This is a genomic window from Salmonella sp. FC25216 (genome assembly GCF_057751355.1).
The window spans coordinates 37,831-55,667 of sequence record NZ_JBDGON010000019.1 but is presented as its reverse complement, the minus strand read 5'-3'; the positions used below and the strand labels follow the sequence as shown (position 1 = coordinate 55,667).

23 protein-coding genes are annotated in these 17,837 nt (G+C 54.4%); 5 read left to right on the top strand and 18 right to left on the bottom strand.

Annotated elements, in window-relative coordinates:
• The 18 genes from AC3G3F_RS23445 to AC3G3F_RS23360 form a co-directional block, all read right to left on the bottom strand.
• The coding region (locus AC3G3F_RS23445) for a phage tail-collar fiber domain-containing protein (protein WP_488395895.1) at positions 1 to 1,198 on the bottom strand (1,198 nt) is incomplete at its 3' end.
• Positions 1,167 to 1,739 carry a phage tail protein gene (locus AC3G3F_RS23440; protein WP_070802015.1) on the bottom strand — a complete coding sequence of 191 codons (573 nt, stop codon included), beginning with the start codon at positions 1,737 to 1,739 and terminating at the stop codon, positions 1,167 to 1,169. The genes AC3G3F_RS23445 and AC3G3F_RS23440, both read right to left, overlap by 32 nt.
• On the bottom strand, positions 1,732 to 2,910 hold the full coding sequence (locus tag AC3G3F_RS23435) for a baseplate J/gp47 family protein (protein ID WP_488395893.1): 1,179 nt from the start codon (positions 2,908 to 2,910) through the stop codon (positions 1,732 to 1,734). The genes AC3G3F_RS23440 and AC3G3F_RS23435 overlap by 8 nt, the downstream gene beginning before the upstream one ends.
• The gene (locus AC3G3F_RS23430) at positions 2,900 to 3,238 is read right to left on the bottom strand and encodes a DUF2590 family protein (RefSeq protein ID WP_070802013.1); all 339 of its coding nucleotides are present in this window, start codon (positions 3,236 to 3,238) and stop codon (positions 2,900 to 2,902) included. The genes AC3G3F_RS23435 and AC3G3F_RS23430 overlap by 11 nt, the downstream gene beginning before the upstream one ends.
• Positions 3,239 to 3,241: 3 nt before the next feature.
• Complete coding sequence (locus tag AC3G3F_RS23425) at positions 3,242 to 5,326, bottom strand: phage tail tape measure protein (protein ID WP_488395891.1); 2,085 nt, start codon at positions 5,324 to 5,326, stop codon at positions 3,242 to 3,244.
• An 11-nt stretch (positions 5,327 to 5,337) separates the two neighbouring features.
• A complete protein-coding gene (locus tag AC3G3F_RS23420) occupies positions 5,338 to 5,466 on the bottom strand; it encodes a DUF6890 family protein (protein ID WP_259677827.1) in 129 nt (42 codons plus the stop codon).
• A gap of 50 nt (positions 5,467 to 5,516) precedes the next feature.
• Positions 5,517 to 5,789 carry a putative phage tail assembly chaperone gene (locus AC3G3F_RS23415; RefSeq protein WP_070802011.1) on the bottom strand — a complete coding sequence of 91 codons (273 nt, stop codon included), beginning with the start codon at positions 5,787 to 5,789 and terminating at the stop codon, positions 5,517 to 5,519.
• 31 nt (positions 5,790 to 5,820) lie between these two features.
• Positions 5,821 to 6,285: a lysis protein gene (locus AC3G3F_RS23410; RefSeq protein ID WP_488395889.1), complete on the bottom strand. Its 465-nt coding sequence runs from the start codon at positions 6,283 to 6,285 to the stop codon at positions 5,821 to 5,823.
• Positions 6,286 to 6,291: 6 nt separating this feature from the next.
• Positions 6,292 to 6,735: a lysozyme gene (locus AC3G3F_RS23405; protein WP_488395887.1), complete on the bottom strand. Its 444-nt coding sequence runs from the start codon at positions 6,733 to 6,735 to the stop codon at positions 6,292 to 6,294.
• Positions 6,732 to 7,070 carry a phage holin, lambda family gene (locus tag AC3G3F_RS23400; RefSeq protein ID WP_116685030.1) on the bottom strand — a complete coding sequence of 113 codons (339 nt, stop codon included), beginning with the start codon at positions 7,068 to 7,070 and terminating at the stop codon, positions 6,732 to 6,734. Before AC3G3F_RS23400 ends, AC3G3F_RS23405 begins: the two co-directional genes overlap by 4 nt.
• A gap of 1 nt (position 7,071) precedes the next feature.
• A complete protein-coding gene (locus AC3G3F_RS23395) occupies positions 7,072 to 7,533 on the bottom strand; it encodes a phage protein (RefSeq protein ID WP_488395886.1) in 462 nt (153 codons plus the stop codon).
• Positions 7,534 to 7,536: 3 nt separating this feature from the next.
• Positions 7,537 to 8,661: a DUF2586 domain-containing protein gene (locus tag AC3G3F_RS23390; protein WP_488395884.1), complete on the bottom strand. Its 1,125-nt coding sequence runs from the start codon at positions 8,659 to 8,661 to the stop codon at positions 7,537 to 7,539.
• A 3-nt stretch (positions 8,662 to 8,664) separates the two neighbouring features.
• On the bottom strand, positions 8,665 to 9,393 hold the full coding sequence (locus tag AC3G3F_RS23385; RefSeq protein WP_116685027.1) for a hypothetical protein: 729 nt from the start codon (positions 9,391 to 9,393) through the stop codon (positions 8,665 to 8,667).
• Positions 9,394 to 9,396: 3 nt separating this feature from the next.
• Positions 9,397 to 9,876 carry a phage tail protein gene (locus AC3G3F_RS23380; RefSeq protein ID WP_116685026.1) on the bottom strand — a complete coding sequence of 160 codons (480 nt, stop codon included), beginning with the start codon at positions 9,874 to 9,876 and terminating at the stop codon, positions 9,397 to 9,399.
• Positions 9,873 to 10,412 (bottom strand): head completion/stabilization protein, encoded by a 540-nt coding sequence (locus AC3G3F_RS23375; RefSeq protein WP_488395897.1) that lies wholly within the window; start codon positions 10,410 to 10,412, stop codon positions 9,873 to 9,875. The genes AC3G3F_RS23380 and AC3G3F_RS23375 overlap by 4 nt, the downstream gene beginning before the upstream one ends.
• A gap of 36 nt (positions 10,413 to 10,448) precedes the next feature.
• Positions 10,449 to 11,150 (bottom strand): phage terminase small subunit, encoded by a 702-nt coding sequence (gene gpM, locus AC3G3F_RS23370; RefSeq protein WP_488395882.1) that lies wholly within the window; start codon positions 11,148 to 11,150, stop codon positions 10,449 to 10,451.
• Between the two features lie 11 nt (positions 11,151 to 11,161).
• Complete coding sequence (locus AC3G3F_RS23365; RefSeq protein WP_116685024.1) at positions 11,162 to 12,211, bottom strand: phage major capsid protein, P2 family; 1,050 nt, start codon at positions 12,209 to 12,211, stop codon at positions 11,162 to 11,164.
• Between the two features lie 45 nt (positions 12,212 to 12,256).
• The gene (locus AC3G3F_RS23360; RefSeq protein WP_488395880.1) at positions 12,257 to 13,369 is read right to left on the bottom strand and encodes a GPO family capsid scaffolding protein; all 1,113 of its coding nucleotides are present in this window, start codon (positions 13,367 to 13,369) and stop codon (positions 12,257 to 12,259) included.
• A 157-nt stretch (positions 13,370 to 13,526) separates the two neighbouring features.
• Here AC3G3F_RS23360 and AC3G3F_RS23355 point away from each other — a divergent pair, with 157 nt between their 5' ends.
• From AC3G3F_RS23355 to AC3G3F_RS23335, 5 genes are all read left to right on the top strand, one after another.
• Positions 13,527 to 15,350 (top strand): terminase large subunit domain-containing protein, encoded by a 1,824-nt coding sequence (locus AC3G3F_RS23355; protein ID WP_488395879.1) that lies wholly within the window; start codon positions 13,527 to 13,529, stop codon positions 15,348 to 15,350.
• The gene (locus AC3G3F_RS23350; RefSeq protein ID WP_116685023.1) at positions 15,347 to 16,402 is read left to right on the top strand and encodes a phage portal protein; all 1,056 of its coding nucleotides are present in this window, start codon (positions 15,347 to 15,349) and stop codon (positions 16,400 to 16,402) included. Before AC3G3F_RS23355 ends, AC3G3F_RS23350 begins: the two co-directional genes overlap by 4 nt.
• 62 nt (positions 16,403 to 16,464) lie before the next feature.
• On the top strand, positions 16,465 to 16,728 hold the full coding sequence (locus AC3G3F_RS23345) for an Ogr/Delta-like zinc finger protein (RefSeq protein ID WP_243408269.1): 264 nt from the start codon (positions 16,465 to 16,467) through the stop codon (positions 16,726 to 16,728).
• Positions 16,729 to 16,924: 196 nt separating this feature from the next.
• The gene (locus AC3G3F_RS23340; RefSeq protein ID WP_488395877.1) at positions 16,925 to 17,374 is read left to right on the top strand and encodes a hypothetical protein; all 450 of its coding nucleotides are present in this window, start codon (positions 16,925 to 16,927) and stop codon (positions 17,372 to 17,374) included.
• Between the two features lie 41 nt (positions 17,375 to 17,415).
• The gene (locus AC3G3F_RS23335) at positions 17,416 to 17,805 is read left to right on the top strand and encodes a hypothetical protein (RefSeq protein ID WP_479627134.1); all 390 of its coding nucleotides are present in this window, start codon (positions 17,416 to 17,418) and stop codon (positions 17,803 to 17,805) included.
• The last annotated feature ends 32 nt before the right edge of the window (positions 17,806 to 17,837 follow it).

Sequence of the window (17,837 nt, the reverse complement as noted above, 5' to 3'; positions counted from 1 at the left end):
CCAGCGCCGCACTGATATTCTGTGCAAATAATCCCCTGTCCGGAATATCACCGCCGTTCTGCAATTTTTGCATGGCGCCAGCGGCCTGATCTACCGTTTCTCCTAAACCGAGGTTTTTGATAAAGCCTGGTTTGTCCGGGATATCTGCGCCGTTCTGGTCTTTTTGCATTGCGCCAGTGATGCGGCTGTCGTCTCCTGCGGCCACTGTTCCTGGCGTGGTGCCAACATTGCGGGTAGCGCTGTTGCCGAGGCCTACATGCTCGCGAGCGGCAGATTGTGCCTGTTCGCCTTTGTCGGCGATTTCTTTCAGGTTCCCGTTGCGGGTCAGGTATTCCCCATCAAGGCGGTCATTTAATGGCTTGCGGGTTTTTCGTATATCGGTAATTTCGCCACTGGCTGATATTGTGGCGACGGGTTCAACGTAGTGTGCAAATCCCAGACTGTCGATATAGTCGGCTGATTTCTGACTCGTCAGACTGAATGTGGCCTTATTTTCCCCGGTCAGTGTGCCGGTTAATGCCGCGTCAATATAAACAGTTTGTAAAATTCCGGTGGAGTATGTCAAAGTGCCTGGTACACCCAGTTCCACACGTAATCCGCGCAGATAGGCAATACCCGGCGCAAAAGTTGCCTGTCCGGTAGCCTGCGCGGTGAGTTTAAATGCATCATCCAGGAACAGGCCCGGCCCGTAGATATCCAGTGCCGCTTTGCGGGTGGCTTCATCCATGCCGTGAAGGCGTGCCGTAAAATCGATCTGCCAGGTGCTTACCGGGGTGGTAATACCGGTTGCGGCACTGGCTCCGGCGTACTCCATGATTTCAGAATAAATCAGGGTATTACCCTGTTTACCATTTGCGGTTTTTATTTTTTCCTGGGGGTGCAGGTATACCGCCATACAAAGTGTATTGGTGGCGCTGCTCACCAGTCCCAGCCAGTTAAAAGTAAAATCACCTGTGGACTCCGGCAGGGTAACGGAGTAGGCAACGGTATTCTCGTTTACCACCCCGTTACGATCAACGGCCTGACGGTGAACTATCTGCCCATCGGGGGGTAATGGCTCGCTTTCCGGTGGCGTATCGGTAACGTTCAGACCGGGAATATTTGCAAAAACAAACTGGTCAATGATGATGCGATTGCCACCTGCGGCCTCCTGCGCTTTCAGGTGCTCAAATGCTGAAGTGATAACGCTCTGGGCCATTTTTCATCTCCGATGCGTAAAAATAGTGGTAGCTGCCATGCCAGTATCCGTGACCGATAACAAAACTTGTGGTCGTGATTATCTGGAGATGGTAACGGCGGCAGGTGCGGCCATACTGGCGGATTATCTGATTCAGTAACGCCGTATTTTCTGAGATCTGGTTGTCTGTCAGGCGCAAAAGAACGATATCCCAGTCGGTATCCGGCTGGCGTTCCTGGATCTCTACGTAGCCGATCCCCAGCCGTTCAAAAATCGCTTTGAATCCCGCCACGCTACCCGCGTCCTGCGCGTTGATAAACGCGTATTTAACGCGCTTTCGGTACAGCGTCAGCGGTTCGCCGTCAAAACGGGCAATGTCATATTGCCAGGCTATCAGGTTCAGGATGGACTCTGCGCATGTCAGCGGATCGGTCTGCGTCAGGGGCCACGTTACCCAGCCATGTACCTTTCCCCAGAAGCGGATAAAGGTATTTTTCAGGCGAACCACATCGCCGCGATCCAGCCATGATGGCAGTTTAATGACAGGGAATTTATCAGGCATTTTGCACCTCAACCGTCAGCGTGTTCAGGCGGGGAATCGTTAAATCGCTTTTAATATCTGCCAAAGAAAATGTGACTGAATCCACCAGGGCGAATGCGTTATGTAGCTCGCGGCCCAGTTGTGAGAATGAAAAGCGGCTGTACGGCCATGTGCGGGTTACGTCATAGTTATTGTTCTCGCGAAACGCACAGCGGATCATATTTTCAACGCCGGATTTCAGGGCGGTGATATCGTCGCTACTGATATTGGAAAGGTTTTCAACATACACTGTGACCGCCAGCGTGTGACGGGTTTCCGGCATGGGGAAACAGCGCATATCGTCGCCGTGGCCGTGATGGCCCTGGTCGGTAATGTACTGGTTTACGCTGTCAACGTAAGGCTGCGAAATAACGCCGGTATCGAGCAACAGATAGGCGTTAGCCGTACCCGGCCCGCGCGGCGCGTCATGTAAAAAGAAGATCCGATCGATAGTTAACCCCGCCTGCGCTGCAATAAGGCTGCGGTAAACCGCGTCAGTGTGATAACTGCCTGCAAGGTTAAACTGGTTGCGGCAACGGTCTTTCAGTTCATCGTCACTCTCACGGTCTGCGCCTGGAGTGGTCAGCCAGTCATCGCCGTTACGTACAGACGCTATCCCGTCTATCGCTTTGGGGAGTATCTGGTAGTAGCCCGGCGCCAGATTAAACGCCGCGCCGCTGTCGGTGGCGGTCACATCGATAAGAGCGCTTTGCGTGCCAGCCGGGATAATGACCTGTTCACTGGTCGCTACGGTGTAAATAATGCCGTTAATGCGTTCTGTCTGGATCAGCGTTCCGGCCGGTACGGTCACGCTGTTATCCGGGTTGTTTTTGGTGAAGGTGATTTTACCGACTGCGCGGGTGGCTTCCTTGCGGGTAAGTTTGAGGGCGGCGGCGAACAGGTCAACGAACGGGCCAACGGCAGTCATCAGGAACAGGTTACGCAGCACATTGTTAATCAGCGTGTCAACTATCCACATGTACGGCCTGATAACCTGCAACTGGATAAGACGCCAGAACGGCGACATACGTGACGTGTTGGTGACGAGTTTTTCATCATCCGCCGCCTGTTGCAGGGTGTCCCTTACCGTCTGTTCATCAACCGGCATTCCGCTTTCACGCAGTATTTTTTTAAAGTCGATATTATTCTGCATAGCTTATCTCCCGGCTTAACGGGCCGAAATCGTAAGTGTCGGCGGTGACGAGCAAATGCCCGCGCCGTTCTTCATCAATAAACACGGTGCCGGGTATCAGGCGCTCGTCCTCTTCCAGCAAAATCACCATCTGTGTAAACAGGTCGGCCCTGAGCGTGGGGCTGTTCTCCGCAATCAGGCGGTAGGGCAGACCGCTTTCAATCAGGGCGTGGATCATGTCCTGGCCGATGCTCTGACGGTTGTCACACAAGACCGGCTCACTGGCGGAGTTGAGCGTAAGATCGCCGTCAGTCACGAGAAGGTCGATATAGAGTGATTTAGCGTTCATCCGTTACCCCGCCGCCAGTTCGTTATATTCGGCCAGTTGTCCCGGCGTCGGCAGGGTGTCAACGTGCATCGTGATATCCTGCTTAACATTGTTATTGGTGACTTTATCGCCCCGGTTGTTGCTTATCTGGTGACTGACCGGCCCGCCCTGGATGGCGGCGCTACGGTTGCCGGTGATAAGATCCGGGGCAGGTGTCGGGGCGACGGTCTGTTGTACGGTGCTGATATTGACGCCGGGGATTTTGTTCAGCTTCTCTACTATCCAGTTCCACGTTCCGGTAAAAGTGCTCTTAATGGATTTCCAGATACCGTCAAACAGCTTGCCGATCCCGGCTGTGATGTTGCCGAACGTGTCGGCCAGCGAGAAGTTTTTAAACCAGTTGGTCAGCTTGTCCCATCCGGCCTTAATACTGCTCCAGGCGTCATCAAACCAGCCCACCACGGCGTTAATGACTTTTTGCAGGACATGAAACGCTTCCGTGTCCATGATGGCGGCTTTAATGTTGTCCCAGTATTTGATGGCGAAATAGATCCCCACGGCCAGCGCGGCAATGGCGAGCAGAATTAAACCAATCGGAGAGAGTAAAAAGCCCAGCCCCATACCTGCAAACCTGGCGGCAATACCAAACAGACGCATGGCAACGGTACAGGTGCGTAACACCACGTTCCAGGCGGCGATCGCCACTTTGCAGATCCCCGCCCAAAGGGCGACCAGTTTTGACCATACCCAGACGGCCTTTTCCTGAATCCATAGCCCCATCAGGCCAAGACGGGTTGAAAGCAGTGAAGGGCGTAATAAATCCAGGGTGAAGATGAGTCCTTTCCATGCGCCTTTCAGTACGCCAGCAATCCCGCTAAGTCCGGTCATGATGAAGCCAAACAGACCCATTACTACGTTAGTTATTGCCCCGGCTGCGGCGATACCCAGCAGGCTTACCGATATATAGCCAATCCAGCGGGCAAGGTTGGGGAAAGTCTGAAGCCAGTTAACAAACTCTTTGCCGCAATCTACCAGCATGTCAAAGAACGGCCCGAATGTCGGTAGCATTCGCAGGCTGATTTCAGCGCGTATCGCCTCCAGAATGGCGCTGAATTGTTCCCACGGTACGACGGTCTTTTTTGCCTGGTCTTCGACGGCCTTTAACCCCGGATTTTTACCCAGCGCGTTAATGCTCTGGCTCAGTCCGTCCGTATTGTTCCACAGCGCCCGGATAACCGCCGCTCCCTTGCCAAAGGCTTTTTCCATTGCGGCCTGTACGCGGGCGTTGCCGTCGATATTCTCTCCGTATTTGGCTTTGAGCTTGTCCAGGATGGACATGATCGGCAGTATCTGCCCCTGAGCATCACGGAAGTTGATCCCGGTGGCTTTGGTGGCGTCACCGCTGCCGAGATGGCGCAATAACTGATCGTAGCCTGCGCTGGCTCCGCTTCCTAACACCTGGCTTGCTGTTCCCATCGTGCCGAGCTGCTCGGCCAGCGACACGCCAAATGCGGCCCCTGTGCCTTTCGACTGCTCAATCATGGTGCTGATATCGCTGAGAGAACTGTTGAAGCTGTTTTTCATCTGGGTGGCCAGTCCGGCCATCGCGCCCGCAAAATCGACGCTACCCATTTTTTTGACCATCTGCGGCATGAGGTTAGTCATGTGCGACAGATAGTTAACGGCGTCTTCTGTGCCGGTGCGCATGGCAACGCCGAGCACGCTTGCGGCGTGGGTGTAGGCGGGCAGGTCGTTATCGGTAATACCGCCAATGCTGCGGCGGATAATGGTGCTGTTTTTGACGAACTCCAGCGACGAGCGGCCATAGTCGATAGCGAAATCATTTGCGGCTTTTCTGAGTTTATTCAGGCCTGCGGCGGCGAAGCCTGAACCGACCGAATCATCTAAGGCATCCTGCAAATCGTAGGCGGGGCGCATCATGCCCATCAGCGCCTTGTTGACACCCCAAAGGGCAATCGCACCCCCGCCGATGCGTTTAAAGCTGGCCTCTGTTTTATCAGCAAAGCCGGTTAAGGCCGACTGCGCCTGTTTTAAGGGCTTTGTCAGCTTATCAACCAGGCTTAATGTGAAATCAAGTTCAGCGGCCACTTACTCACCTTTTAAAACGCTTTCGCAATACCGTTATAGATAGCGATGCTCATGTTTTCCCAGTACCGGTTATCCAGCCAGATCGCGGCGGCGATATCTTCCGGGGTGTCCTCACCTTCCGGGAGATAGTGGCGGCGCAATATCAGGTATTGCGCGTAGCCGTTGCGTTCAGTGCCGGACAGTGCCGATTTTATTTTTTTACGGTGATATCCAGATCGACGGCAAAATCTTCATTGAGTTTTGCGGCAATCTGAAGCGCTGCGCCGGGGCGGTGGATCAGCTTTTCCAGCGCTTCCTTGTCTTCCGGGTGTACGCAGCGCATCAGGTAGTTCTTGGCAGGTGCGACCTTGTTATCCATCGCCATTTCGTTCACGAACTTGTTGTAGATGGCTTCGGTCGGGATGAAACGAATATCAGCGCCCGCAATGGTCAGGGTGATGGTGGTGGCGTTTTCGTTTTTCATGTCATTTTCCTTATTGAGTAGGATCATTTTGTTAATGGCATTGTTCATTTATGTACTGTTGCAGGTCGTTTACTTGTGCTGTAACGGATCTGGCTTCGGTTCTGAGACGCTGATAATCCCGTTCAGCGTCTGGAGTAAGTCGGGCGGCGGTTGCATCAGTTGTGCCGGTGGCGGCGGTATTACCCGCGGTGGCGGGCATACAGACGGCGTGGAGCTGCAACCGGCGACGGCCAGAAGTAAGATCAGCGCGTAACTTTTCGGATTCGGCTTTTGCATCGGCGATTTCCTGTGTGTATTTCGCGTCCAGGGCGGCGTTCTGGCGCTGGCGCTGCGTCATATCACTGATAGTCTCGTTTGCCAGATTCAGGCTATGAGTGGCGGTATCGCGCTGGCTTTTGTACTTCACGGCGTTATCGTGATAGCGACTGGTAGTCCATGCCAGCGCTGCGGCTACTATCAGCAACGAGATTATTACGCCAGTCGTTACGCGGTTCATGCGGTCTTACCCCTGACCAAGAAACATCGCCCGCTCACGTCCACGACGCGGGGCAAGAATGGTCGGGTTACTGCCTGCGCGGCTCCATTTCAGGAAAGCGTCAGCGGCGGCGGTGTAGTTACCGGCATTCAGATAGCGACGAACGCTGGAACCAATAAAGGCGTTAGCGCCGATATTAAAAATCAGGCTACACAGCGCGTCATGCTGGTTCTGGTTCAGGGGAACCGTTACCCGTTCGGCGATGCAGCGCTCCACCCATGACAGATCGTCGCGTAGCAGTCTGTCGGCGGTGTCCTGAGTGATGATCATGCCCTTGTGAACCGCCACGCCATCAACCCTTCCTGTGTGACCTGTACCGATAGTCCAGACACCGCGCGAGTCTGGGTAGGCGGTCAGTTTGCAGCCTTCTTCGCGTTTAAGTGCGGCAAGGCCGCTGTCTGAAATTTTCATTCGTCATTTTTCCCTGCAAATTTCTTTGTAATGATCACGCCGAGCGCCCTGATATGCTCAACGCCGATAAGGCCGATGGCGGCGCCAATCCCGACGCGCCAGTCTTCTGATAACCAGGAGACGGGGATCGGTTTGATAATGGTGAAGGCGGCGACCGCGAGCAGGCAGCACAACGGCACTTCCAGCAGAAGACGACGCCAGCTACGTCCGGTATAAAACACCCTGAGCGCGGCAATAGCGGCAGTCATCATCAGACTGTCCAGCGGAATATCACCATGTAGCCAGCTTTTCACCATCAGCCACCAGTCTGCCCAGGTGTGCGCCTCGCCGTTCATTTTACTGTTCCATCAGATCGCGAACGTCACGCGGTGACAGAACAGGGATGCCGTCAATTTTCACAAAGTCCGGCGACGTCACCATGAACTTGATTTTGTGGCTCATGGTGTCGCCGCCTTTGGTGTCCAGGTTAAGCAGGTTACTGATCACCAGTTTGCAGCCGAAGGCTTCGATTTTGAGTTCACTCTTTGCAGCCTGCGCAAAGAAGAGAAAATCGGCGGCTTCGATATCGCGCCAGCTTCCCGCTTCGCGGGCGGCTTCTTCCAGTAACTGAAAGTTGACGGTATCGACCTCAATTTCTCCGCTGGCCTCCACGTCGCCACGTACCCAGCCGTTAGGTACACCGCGTTCCTGAATGGCCTTTGTGTTGTCGGTAATATCCAGGGTGGCGGTCTTGACGTGAACAATCCGGCCATTGAATGACACGTCAAAGCTCATGCCGCTAATGCGTTCTCCGCTCATGGGTTACTCTCCGCTTTCGTCCAGCATGATGCTGATAGTGATTTCTTTTGGGCAGTTGTACGGGCGAACCACGATCGCAATCTGCACCTTGTCTTTTTCCGGCCATGAAATTTTTACGTCGCCGTCGCGCGGTGACATGCAAAGACCGGGGAATACCGTGCCGTTGATTTTCAGGCTCTTTGCGCCGTCGCGCATGGGTCTCGCGAAAAGCTGTTGGTGCGCGGCCACGCTTGCCGGAGTGGAGTTCAGCGAGCGGTCGGCAATTTTGGGGATAGCCATCAGACGTACCTGGCGGGCCATTTCGTCGGCAACGCGCAAATACTCAATAGCCTGATAGTCGCCGCCGTCAACATCGAGCGTGACGCCATCGGCCCAGTAGTAACCCTCGTAGTCCGGATACCAGGTTGGTACGCTGAAGCGCGCCCGGTTCAGGGCCTTAATGGTGGCAATGTCCAGTTCTCGCTTGTCGCTGTCCTGCGGTTTATCGCTGCGGCCCATGTTGACCAGTGCGCCGGTGGCAACGCGGGCGGGGGAGTCGGCAATCGTTACTGACGGATTGCAAAGGCGACCGGCCAGAATCCCCGGCTCGTTGCCGAACAGCATCGGCGCAAGCTGCACCGCGTATGCGGCAATGCCTTTCTGTAGTGTGGTCATGGTGGTGACGTATTCGGCCCATTTCTCACCTGTACCGCACCCACGAACGGCCAGAATGAACCACGTCCAGCGCTGATAGTTGTTGTTGAGTTCCTCACGCAACTGTTGGGCGCGATTGATATCGTCGGCGGTGGCATCAGGGCGAACCACAACAACGCCTTCCGCTGAAACGGTGCTTTGTGCGTCCATGACCACATCGGCCCACGTTTTAGTCTGGCCTGCGGGCTGCGGTGTCTGTACGGTTGCCAGCCAGATCATGGCGTTCTGCCCGGCGTTATCTAAAAACGCCTGAAGGTTACTGCGTAACGGTGAGTCTTTAGCCCCTAACAGGGCGTCAAGGTCGGTCTGTGCGGTAACCGGCGTAGGCGCAATAGCTTTGGTATGTTCGCCCACCATCAGCAGGGTGCGGGCAATATCGCGCTTGCCGCCGCTGCGGGTATTGAGCTGGTTAATCGTGACCTGTGGAAATGTCATAGGTTATTTCCTCTTAATGTCCTGGGGTTTTGTCTGCCAGCCAAAGTTAATGCCCTGTAACTGGCGGGCCAGTATTTGCGCAAATTCCTCGTTACTGACGCCGAGAAACTGACGGGGCGGAATGGTGATCGTCCAGTTGCTTTTTGACGGCCTGCCTTCCATGCTGCGGATAATTAATCCCGCCTGGCCTTTTTGTAGTGAGGTCTGAATCTCCGCTGTTGATGGTTTGCGGCGGGTTCCTGTTTTTTTGCCTCTGATCGTGTAGCCCAGTTTGCGCAGCTTTATCGCCTGGCGGCGGGTGCATGGCTCCTTGTTGGCCTTCATCATGGCGTTCGTTTTTAACTGCGACGCGTTCACCGTGAACGTGACGCCGTGGCTCTGGATATAACCTACCGCGCCCACGCTGATTTCCTTGTGGCTGTAAGGCTGGCGGTAGCTTTTGCCCGATGCATATATGCGCACCGACGCGATGGACGGCATGTCATGCACCTTAAGGAACTTAGGGATGCCTTTAAGCAGGGGCTTTTTGCCATAGCGTCGCTTTGCAAAACCGCTACCGTCTGTGTTCTTTTGTTCGCGAACGTGGCGCTTTGCTGCCGGAATGACGCCGCGTTTTGCGATACGCTGCAACAGGCGCTGGCGTTTTGCCGGGGGTAATTCGCCTGCGGTCATCATGTCGCGTAGCTGCTTAAACTGCGTTTTGTTGAGTTCACCGTGCAGGGATATATCCATTGCTTATCCCTCTCTTCTGACGGCTGAAACGGTAATATCCTCTGCCATCCATATTTCGGGCTTATCCAGGCGATAACGGTTGCCGTTCATGGTGACAGGGCCGGACTCGTCCGGGATCAGGATGATGGCGTCGGCAAGCGGCATACTGATCGTTACTTCGGCGACGTTGTCATCCGTGGGTTCGACACTGATATCCGGCGCGTCAAGTTCAAGCTGTCTGTAGAGGTCATTAGCCTGTTCGTCGCGCCAGATAAGCAGTGCGCATAACAACAAATCCGGGTCAATCTGACGCCACGGCCAGCGCTGCCAGTCAAATACGGCGTTGTACTGGCGAATGCCCATTAGCATCTGTCCAAGCCCCATGTTTTTCATGGCGGGAATAAGGCGGATATCGCTCATCCAGGTGTCGAAATACGTGTTATCAAACACGGAAGCGTCAAACACCTGACGCAGATATGCATAAAGGCTGTCAAACTGGCTCATAAGATGTACACCCCCACGCGGCCCGCGCCCTGAATAGCACGCAGCACAAAGGCCGCTTCGGCAAGCAGGGTTTCGCGGGTGTCATTACTGTCGATATTGCTGTCGGCGTGGCGGGTGTTCACCGCCGTAAACTCACCGAGAAGGTCAGCTTTGGCGCGGGCATATACCGCTTTTTTGTACTGTGCGCAAAGGGCCTTCTCGCCGTTAAGCTGAGGGCCTTCCACGTCTGCCGCCTGCGTAATACCCTGCATCACGTAGCGGGATTTCACCCCGGCCAGTGCGGCGTTTACCTCATAGACGGCAGACAACAACGCCTGTTCTGCCAGCGACGCGGGGATATCCAGCGGAATAGTGCGGCTTTTGCGAAAATCAGCCATGACCAGATCCGGCCAGAAGCCGTCATTGGTCAGTGCGCCGGTGGTGGCGTCTGTGTCCTGGTCTGCGTTGTAGCCTGGTTTCAGGTTCATGGCTGATTCTCTGTACAGGTCAGGTCGGGCGAACGGTTCCGCGGCATGATTGACGCTTGCGCGTGTCATCCTCACCGTGCCCGCCTGAAGCCGTGGGGCTTTCGTTTATGCCGCATGTAATGCACGTAAACGGGCGGCTATCTTGTTTCGTATGGCGCGTACACCTGCTTTGGGCGTGGCGCTTTGTGCGCGGGACATCCATTCGTCGGCGGCGCGTAATCTTTTCACGTCGCGGAGAGTGGCCGGGCTGGTCGGCTTGCCGTCGCTGTCCCGTAGCAGGTTCAGCCCGGCGAACTTGTACCATTTGGCAACAATCCCTTCGTGCAGCGTCCAGTCTTCGCCGATATGCCCCAGCACGCGGCTGAAATACGGCTCGACGGAGAGGCCTTCATCAAACTGAATCTGTGCCCACTGCATGACCTCATCGACAACGAACGTTGGCAAATCACGGTCAAAGCGTGGCGGCATGAGCTGATTTTGCTTAATGGCGATATCAGCCCAGTCCAGGGCTTTATCCATTTCGCCGGTATCAAACAGCCAGACAATGCACCAGACGAACGGGGTGTATTTGTACACCTCGCCGTTCTGAAGCCAGGCTTCAATCGTTGGCGTCCAGCGTGGTAACAGGGTTTCACGCTTTAACGCCACGCGATCGGCGTTGGTGGCGCAACTGCTCACGGCCTTACAGTCGATTTCCAGTTGTGCCAGTTGCAGATGCAGGCTACCGCCGTCAGGTAGCGCGTCCCGGCGCTCCATCGCCTGTTGTGCGGCTATCCTTGCCCTGAATCGTTGCGCCGGGGTCTGCATACGTCAGTCCGTTACGCTGCCGGTTGCGGCTGGGTATGTTCCGGTGATGGCAATCCCGCCAGTTCGATGTTATCGAACGATCCGTAGAGTTCGTCATACTCCACGGCGCAACCCTGCATACGCAGCCAGTTATTTTCGAAGCGCTTGCGGTCATCAATCCACTCGGCGCGGCGTTGCTGAGTTCCTCGCTGGAAGTACATATGCAGATTCCAAAGCGTGGTAACAATCAGGCGGTTATCCGGCATAAACGGCGGGCTGAATGACTTGCGGCCGGCAATCTCACGATTGATGAGCTGGGCGGCGACTTTTTCACTTGGGCGGTCGATGCGGTTAAGCATACTGACCGTATCCGCCGCGATAACGTTCTGCGATACCAGTACAACCAGATCCGGGTGTTTACGGAACTCGGGCGGAATACAGGTATTGATTGCATCGGCGGCAATAGCATCAACAGATGTGAAATCAGCCCCGGTGCCGATACGGTTCAATACAACCTTGTCGGTGATAATCTGTTTTGGTGTACGTTCTTTGACGATCTGGTGCCATCCGGGGTGGATGTCTTCCCCGTTCGGGCAGGCGACAGGATTGGTTTCATCCGCAGCATGTGTACCGTTCAGGGCCACGCGTAACAGGTCGTTGGTGATTGACTTGTAAAAGAAGGCCTGAAGACGGTTATAGAACTCGTTTTCGGTGCCTGCGTTTGCCCAGTTGGTCAGGGTGGTATAGTCCAGAAATGAACCTGAATCCACTTCGTAAAGCTTGTACTCGTTGCCTTCAATGCCCAGCGCTTTATTGAAGCGTCCGTCTTTCTTGCGCCCGGTATACAGCCCCGGAATCCCGGTGCTCACGACCTGGCCGACAAGCTGTTCGACCAGCATGACGGTAATTTGCCCCATGAACGGGTCGGCATTCTCAATCAGGGCATCGCGTAGCAGGGTTTCACGCGGTGGGCTGATGGTGAAAAACTGTTGCGCCGTAAATACGCCGTTCGCTTTTGCCATCGAAAGAGCGTAATTACGCAGAAACTTTTGCGCCTGTGGTGATAACATCTGTGCGGCCATCGGTTTTTTCTCCGGTTGGTGTGCCTGTTTTTTCTCAATGGCCGCTTACAGCGGCTCAAACTGCGCGGGTTGACCGCTGGGTGCGGCGCCCGGCGTCTGCGTGCGCTGGCCTTCAATGACCGAAAAGCGCTGACTGAGGTTTTCGATCGCGCTGGTAAGCGTTGTCAGTGTGGTGGCGTCGGCCTCATCATCTTTTGCGGTCGTCTGGGCGCTGAAATTCGGCGCTGCGGCTGGCGCTGGCTGCTGTCCACCATTGCGGGCGGCGATACGCGCCTGAAGTTTTGCGGTTTCGGCGTCCTGCGGCTGCACGGCAAAGGTGTTAAGCGCGGTCTGTAGCTCCGTCACGGCGGCGGTGTAGTTCTGGCGTGCCGTGGCGTCTTCCGGGTTAGCGGCGAGTGCGTCAGTGGCAGCGGAAAGCTTTTCGCCCAGATCGGCAACGTGGTTAGCGTGAGCGCTGAAATCCTGGGTTGCTGATTGTGCGCCTGCTGCTGCGGATGTAGTGGCCTGTGCCGGTGCGGGTTGTTGTGCCTGTGGTTGCGTGTTCGCCTGTGCGTCAATTTTCGCCGTCAGGGTGACAATCTGGGCTAACAACTGGTTCGCCTGTTCTTTGGTCATGGATTCTTCCTCATGATGATTTGTTGTGGTGTCAGCGACCGGCGCCAGACGCCCAAGACTGAACATTTCAATATTCCCGGCCGCGGCATACTGCGGACGTGAGCCTGGTGTACTGGTTTGCGCTGATTTGATTTCCATGCGCTGGGTTCCCAGACTTGCCGGGCTGTCGGTTGCCGCCAGTCCGTACAGATACGTTTTTCCGGTGTTGGCGTAGTTCTCCCAGAACTCGCACGAGGTAAAGAGCTTCTGGCCGCGCTCGTTGAGATTAACCAGTGCCTGGTTAGGCTCCAGCTTCGCCATAAGACGCAGCCTTCCGGCGTCTTCTTTCGCCGCCAGATCGGAAACAAGCCCCAGATTGAAAGTAAATTCGCGTTCCTGGAGGCTGTGTACAGGGTGATTAGGCCAGATCATCGCCGTGTATTCGGCGGTGCTGTAGCTGTCAGCGGCCTGCTGGATCATTTCGCGGGTAATGGGGCGACCGTCGATGGCGTAACCCTCGGTTGCCACACATATCCAGTCAGTGGTGTATTTCTGCTTTGCCATTTCATTACCGCTTTTTGATGTGTCTGGCGGCATTATTACGGCAGTTTTTACGGGTTTCATCTGGCGGAGTTCGGGGCTTTTCGTACATGACGCCATGTACGAAAATCATCGAAATTTAGCCATATTTCGGGCGATTCCGGCTCTTTATTATGGGCGCATGAAATACGCCGAAGAAGTCAGGGACGCCGCGCGCGCCCTTTACCTGAAATTCAACACGCCAAAAGAGATAGCGGCCTCGCTGGGCCTTCCTGTGCGTACCGTTTACAACTGGGCTATCCGGGGTAAATGGAACGAAATGTTGCCCGCCGAGTCGGTGGAAGTGGCTATTGCCCGGCGCGTTGAGCGACTGACCAACAAGGACGGTAAAAATGAGCTGGAGCTTGAAGAACTGCGTTTTCTGGTATCCCAGCATGTCAAGCTGATGGCGCAGAAGAACAAGCACGCCGAACGGATGGAAGAGATCCGGGCGATGGTGAATACAGGCGGGGCGGCAAATGACGGCTGGCAGGGTGGTGGCGAAGAGGGTGACGGCGAAGGCGGTAAAAAAAGGAAGCGACCGCGTAAAAATGACGTCAGCGAACTGACGAAAGAGATTTTCGACGAAAAAGCAGCCGGGCATCTGTTCGAATATCAGCAATATGTGCGTGAACACAGCGACGAGCTGTTCCGTTTCATTCTGAAAGGACGACAGGAAGGGTTTACCTACTATTTCGCATGGGAGGGGTTTGAAAAGGCCGTTCTCACGGGTAAAAACCAGATCTTCTTTTCCGCCAGTAAACCCCAGGCGGAAGTCTTCCGCTTTTATATCCTCAGCATTGCGCAACAATTCTTCGGTATTGAGCTGAAAGGAAACCCGATACGCCTCAGCAACGGCGCAATACTGCGTTTTCTGGCAACTAACCCCAACACGGCGCAGTCCTACAGTGGCGACCTGTACGGGGATGAAGTTTTCTGGATACCGAAATTCGCCAGGCTGCACGAAGTGGCGTCAGCGATGGCGACGCATGACGAGTTTCGCATCACCTATTTCTCTACGCCCAGCGCCAAAACGCACCAGGCCTACAAGCTGTGGACGGGTGACGAATGGAAAGGCGACGATCCGAAACGTAAGGCGGCGGAGTTCCCGACCAACAAAGAGTTGCGTAAAGGCGGGCAGGTCTGCCCGGATGGGATCTGGCGCTATGTCATCACGATGGAAGATGCGTGCGCTAAGGGACTCAGTGCCAAAGTCAACATTGAGAAGCTGCGTAACCGCTACAGCGCCACGGCGTTTGCCATGCTGTACATGTGCGAGTTTACCGACTCCCGTGACGCGGTGTTCAAATTTTCCGACCTTGAAAAATGTGAAGTTGAGTTCGGTATCTGGCAGGACTTCGACCCGACCGCGTTACGGCCATTTGGCAATCGTGAGGTGTGGGGCGGCTTCGACCCGTCACGAACGGGCGACAACTCAACGTTTGTTATCGTGGCCCCGCCTGTTGACCCTAAAGAAAAATTCCGCGTGCTGGCCGTGTATCAGTGGGTGGGGCTTAACTTCACCTGGCAGGTGAAGCAGATAGAAGAGTTAATGAAGCGCTACCGGTTCACGCATATCGGTATCGATATAACGGGTATTGGTCGGGGCGTACATGATCAACTGATACGCTCCGCGCCGCGTGAGGTGATGGGGATTAACTACAGCGTGGATAACAAAAATAAACTGGTGCTTAAGATGATTGACCTTGTTGAACGGCGGCGCATCCAGTGGGTGAAAGACGCCGTTGATGAGGTGGCAAAAGAGCGCGTTGATATCCCGCTGGCGTTTATGGCCATCCGTCGCGTGATGACGGCCAGCCAGAATGCGATGACGTTCGCCGCCGAGCGCAGCGAAACGACCGGCCACGCAGACGTATTTTTTGCCATATCGCACGCGGTCTGTAATGAACCGCTGGACTATGAATATGATCGCCCTTCAGTGTGGGGATTCAGTGAGGCCGCATGAGTAAACATAAAGGCGCGCGCCTGCGTAAAAAGGCGCAGACAGAAAATTTTACCCCCGGACGCGGGAACATTATCACCTTCGGGGAGCCGGAACCGGTACTGACGACCGGCACGGAGTATATCAACGTCTGGTATAATGGCAGCTATGACTACTGGATGTTGCCAATAGACCGGCTGGCGCTCGCGCAGTTGCCAAACCTCAACGCCCAGCATGGCGGCGTACTGTATGCACGTAAAAATATGGTGTGCGCCGGATACCAGGGCGGCGGATTGACGACCGATCAGATGGAAATGGCCGTTTTTGATTACCTGTTGTTTGGCGACGTGGCTTTCCTGAAGGTGCGTAACGGATGGGGGCGGGTGGTGGCGCTGGCTCCGCTGCCGTCTTTATATCTGCGACGCAATAAGCAGCTTGATTTTATTGTGTTGCAGGAGGGTGATCCGCTGGTCTATAAGCCGTCAGATGTGGTGTTTTTACGTATGCACGACCCGCGCCAACAGATTTACGGGCTGCCGGACTATATCGGTGGTATTCATTCGGCGCTGCTGAACAGTGAGGCGACGATCTTCAGGCGCCGCTATTACCATAACGGGGGGCATCTGGGCTTTATTCTGTATGCCTCTGACCCGAATATGTCGGTTGAAGCTGAAGAAGCGATCCGTAAAAAAGTGGAAAGCGGGAACGGGCTGGGGAACTTCAAAAACCTGTTCGTCAGTATCCCGAAAGGGACGCCGGAAGGCATTAAAATCATTCCGGTCGGTGATATTCAGCAAAAGGATGAGTTTTCGAACGTGAAGAATATCAGTGCGCAGGATGTTCTCACGGCGCACCGCTTCCCGGCTGGCCTTGCGGGCATTATCCCACAAAACGCAACGGGACTTGGCGACCCCGACAAGGCACGGACTATCTATGGACGGGATGAAGTGACGCCTGTACGCCGTAAAATCATGCAAGCCGTGAACAGCGACCCCGAAATACCGCGAGCGCTACACCTTAATTTTACGCTGGAAGATGGGGAAAATGCGGCGTCTGTGCCGTCTGATGAAAAATAGCGCGAAAAAGACTATATTACTCCCGTAAACAGCCAGATTGCGGGGGTTTTATGGCGGGTGTAATGAAAATTGAATGTCCGGCGTGTCATTGCCGATCAGCGATACGCAAAACGGCATGGCAGGACGACGCAAAGACGCTGGCGGTAGTCTATTGCACCTGCACTAATCACGACTGCAATATGCGGTTTACGCTCAATCTTTCCGATCTTCGCGTGACTTCACCAAGCGACCTGCAAACTGACGGCGTCGTTAAAGCATTGCTTCAGCGCCTCAAGCCGGACGAAAAGCAAATGGCGCTGGATATTCTCCTTAGCGACGGTGCGTAAGTGCCGTTCTGTCAGTCCTCAGTAATTCCGCTTCCTCGCCCTGACAGACTCGCCGCCGTGCGGCTCCCTAATCAGGGCTTGCGGCGAGCGGGTTTATCTTTTTCTCAAAAAAAACTCTTGCCCTAATTTCTAGGACGCAATATACTGTTCTCACAGTAAGGGGATGGCCCTGCTGATAGCTGAAAGGAGCTTCACCATGAACAAGTCAACGCTTTTTATCACCGCCTGGAACATATCCCGCGACGCAGCCGCTAAATTCGGTGGCTCAGTAAAATCTTATTTCGCTGAATCCCTGAAACTGGCTTACTCCCGTACACGTGTGGTCACGCCTGAAGCCTGCCTGAAAATTGGCGGCAAACTTTGGGAAAAAAACGGGATGTGTCGCGTTTATTTTAACAGTGATGTTGTTGCCGCTGCCGTTGGTTTTGAATACGACACGTACAAAACCGGCAACATCAAATGGGCCTGCCTGGGTGGTAATTCCCTGGCGAACGGGAGAGCTAACAGCGTTCGCACGATGATTTGTTTCGGTAAATTCTGGTTCGATACGGCGGATAATAAAATTCATGCACGTGGCGACGAGTGCCGCGACCTTAGCCTGATTAGCGTTGTTCGTGCACTGAAAGCCGCCGCCCTGGCTGCATAATAATTCCGCCCCGCTGCGGCGGGGCTTTCTGGAGATAAAATATGAACAACACCGAAAAATTGATGGCTGTCGGAAAACTTGTATACGGCGATAACTGGCAGTCCCCGATCTCCCGCGATATTGGCGTGGACAGCCGCACCATCCGCTATGCCCTGAAAGGGGAGCGAGAAATCAACCATCTTTCTTCGCGCCTGAAGGAAGCACTGGAGCAAAAAACAGAAAAACTTAAATCAGCTATTGAGATTATAAATAGCGACAAAATGAGCGGTGATGATGTTGACGTCGATATTATCAGCAATATCATTGACGGGTATGAATACTCCGACGAGCAATATAAAAAGGCCGCTTTTGACGAAATTAACAACGCTGTTTGCGCCGATACCTGGCTGTCAGATCTGGATTCAATCGCCCGCAAGTGGAGTAAATATTAATAAAAATTAACGGTCTGATTAAAGTATCGGGG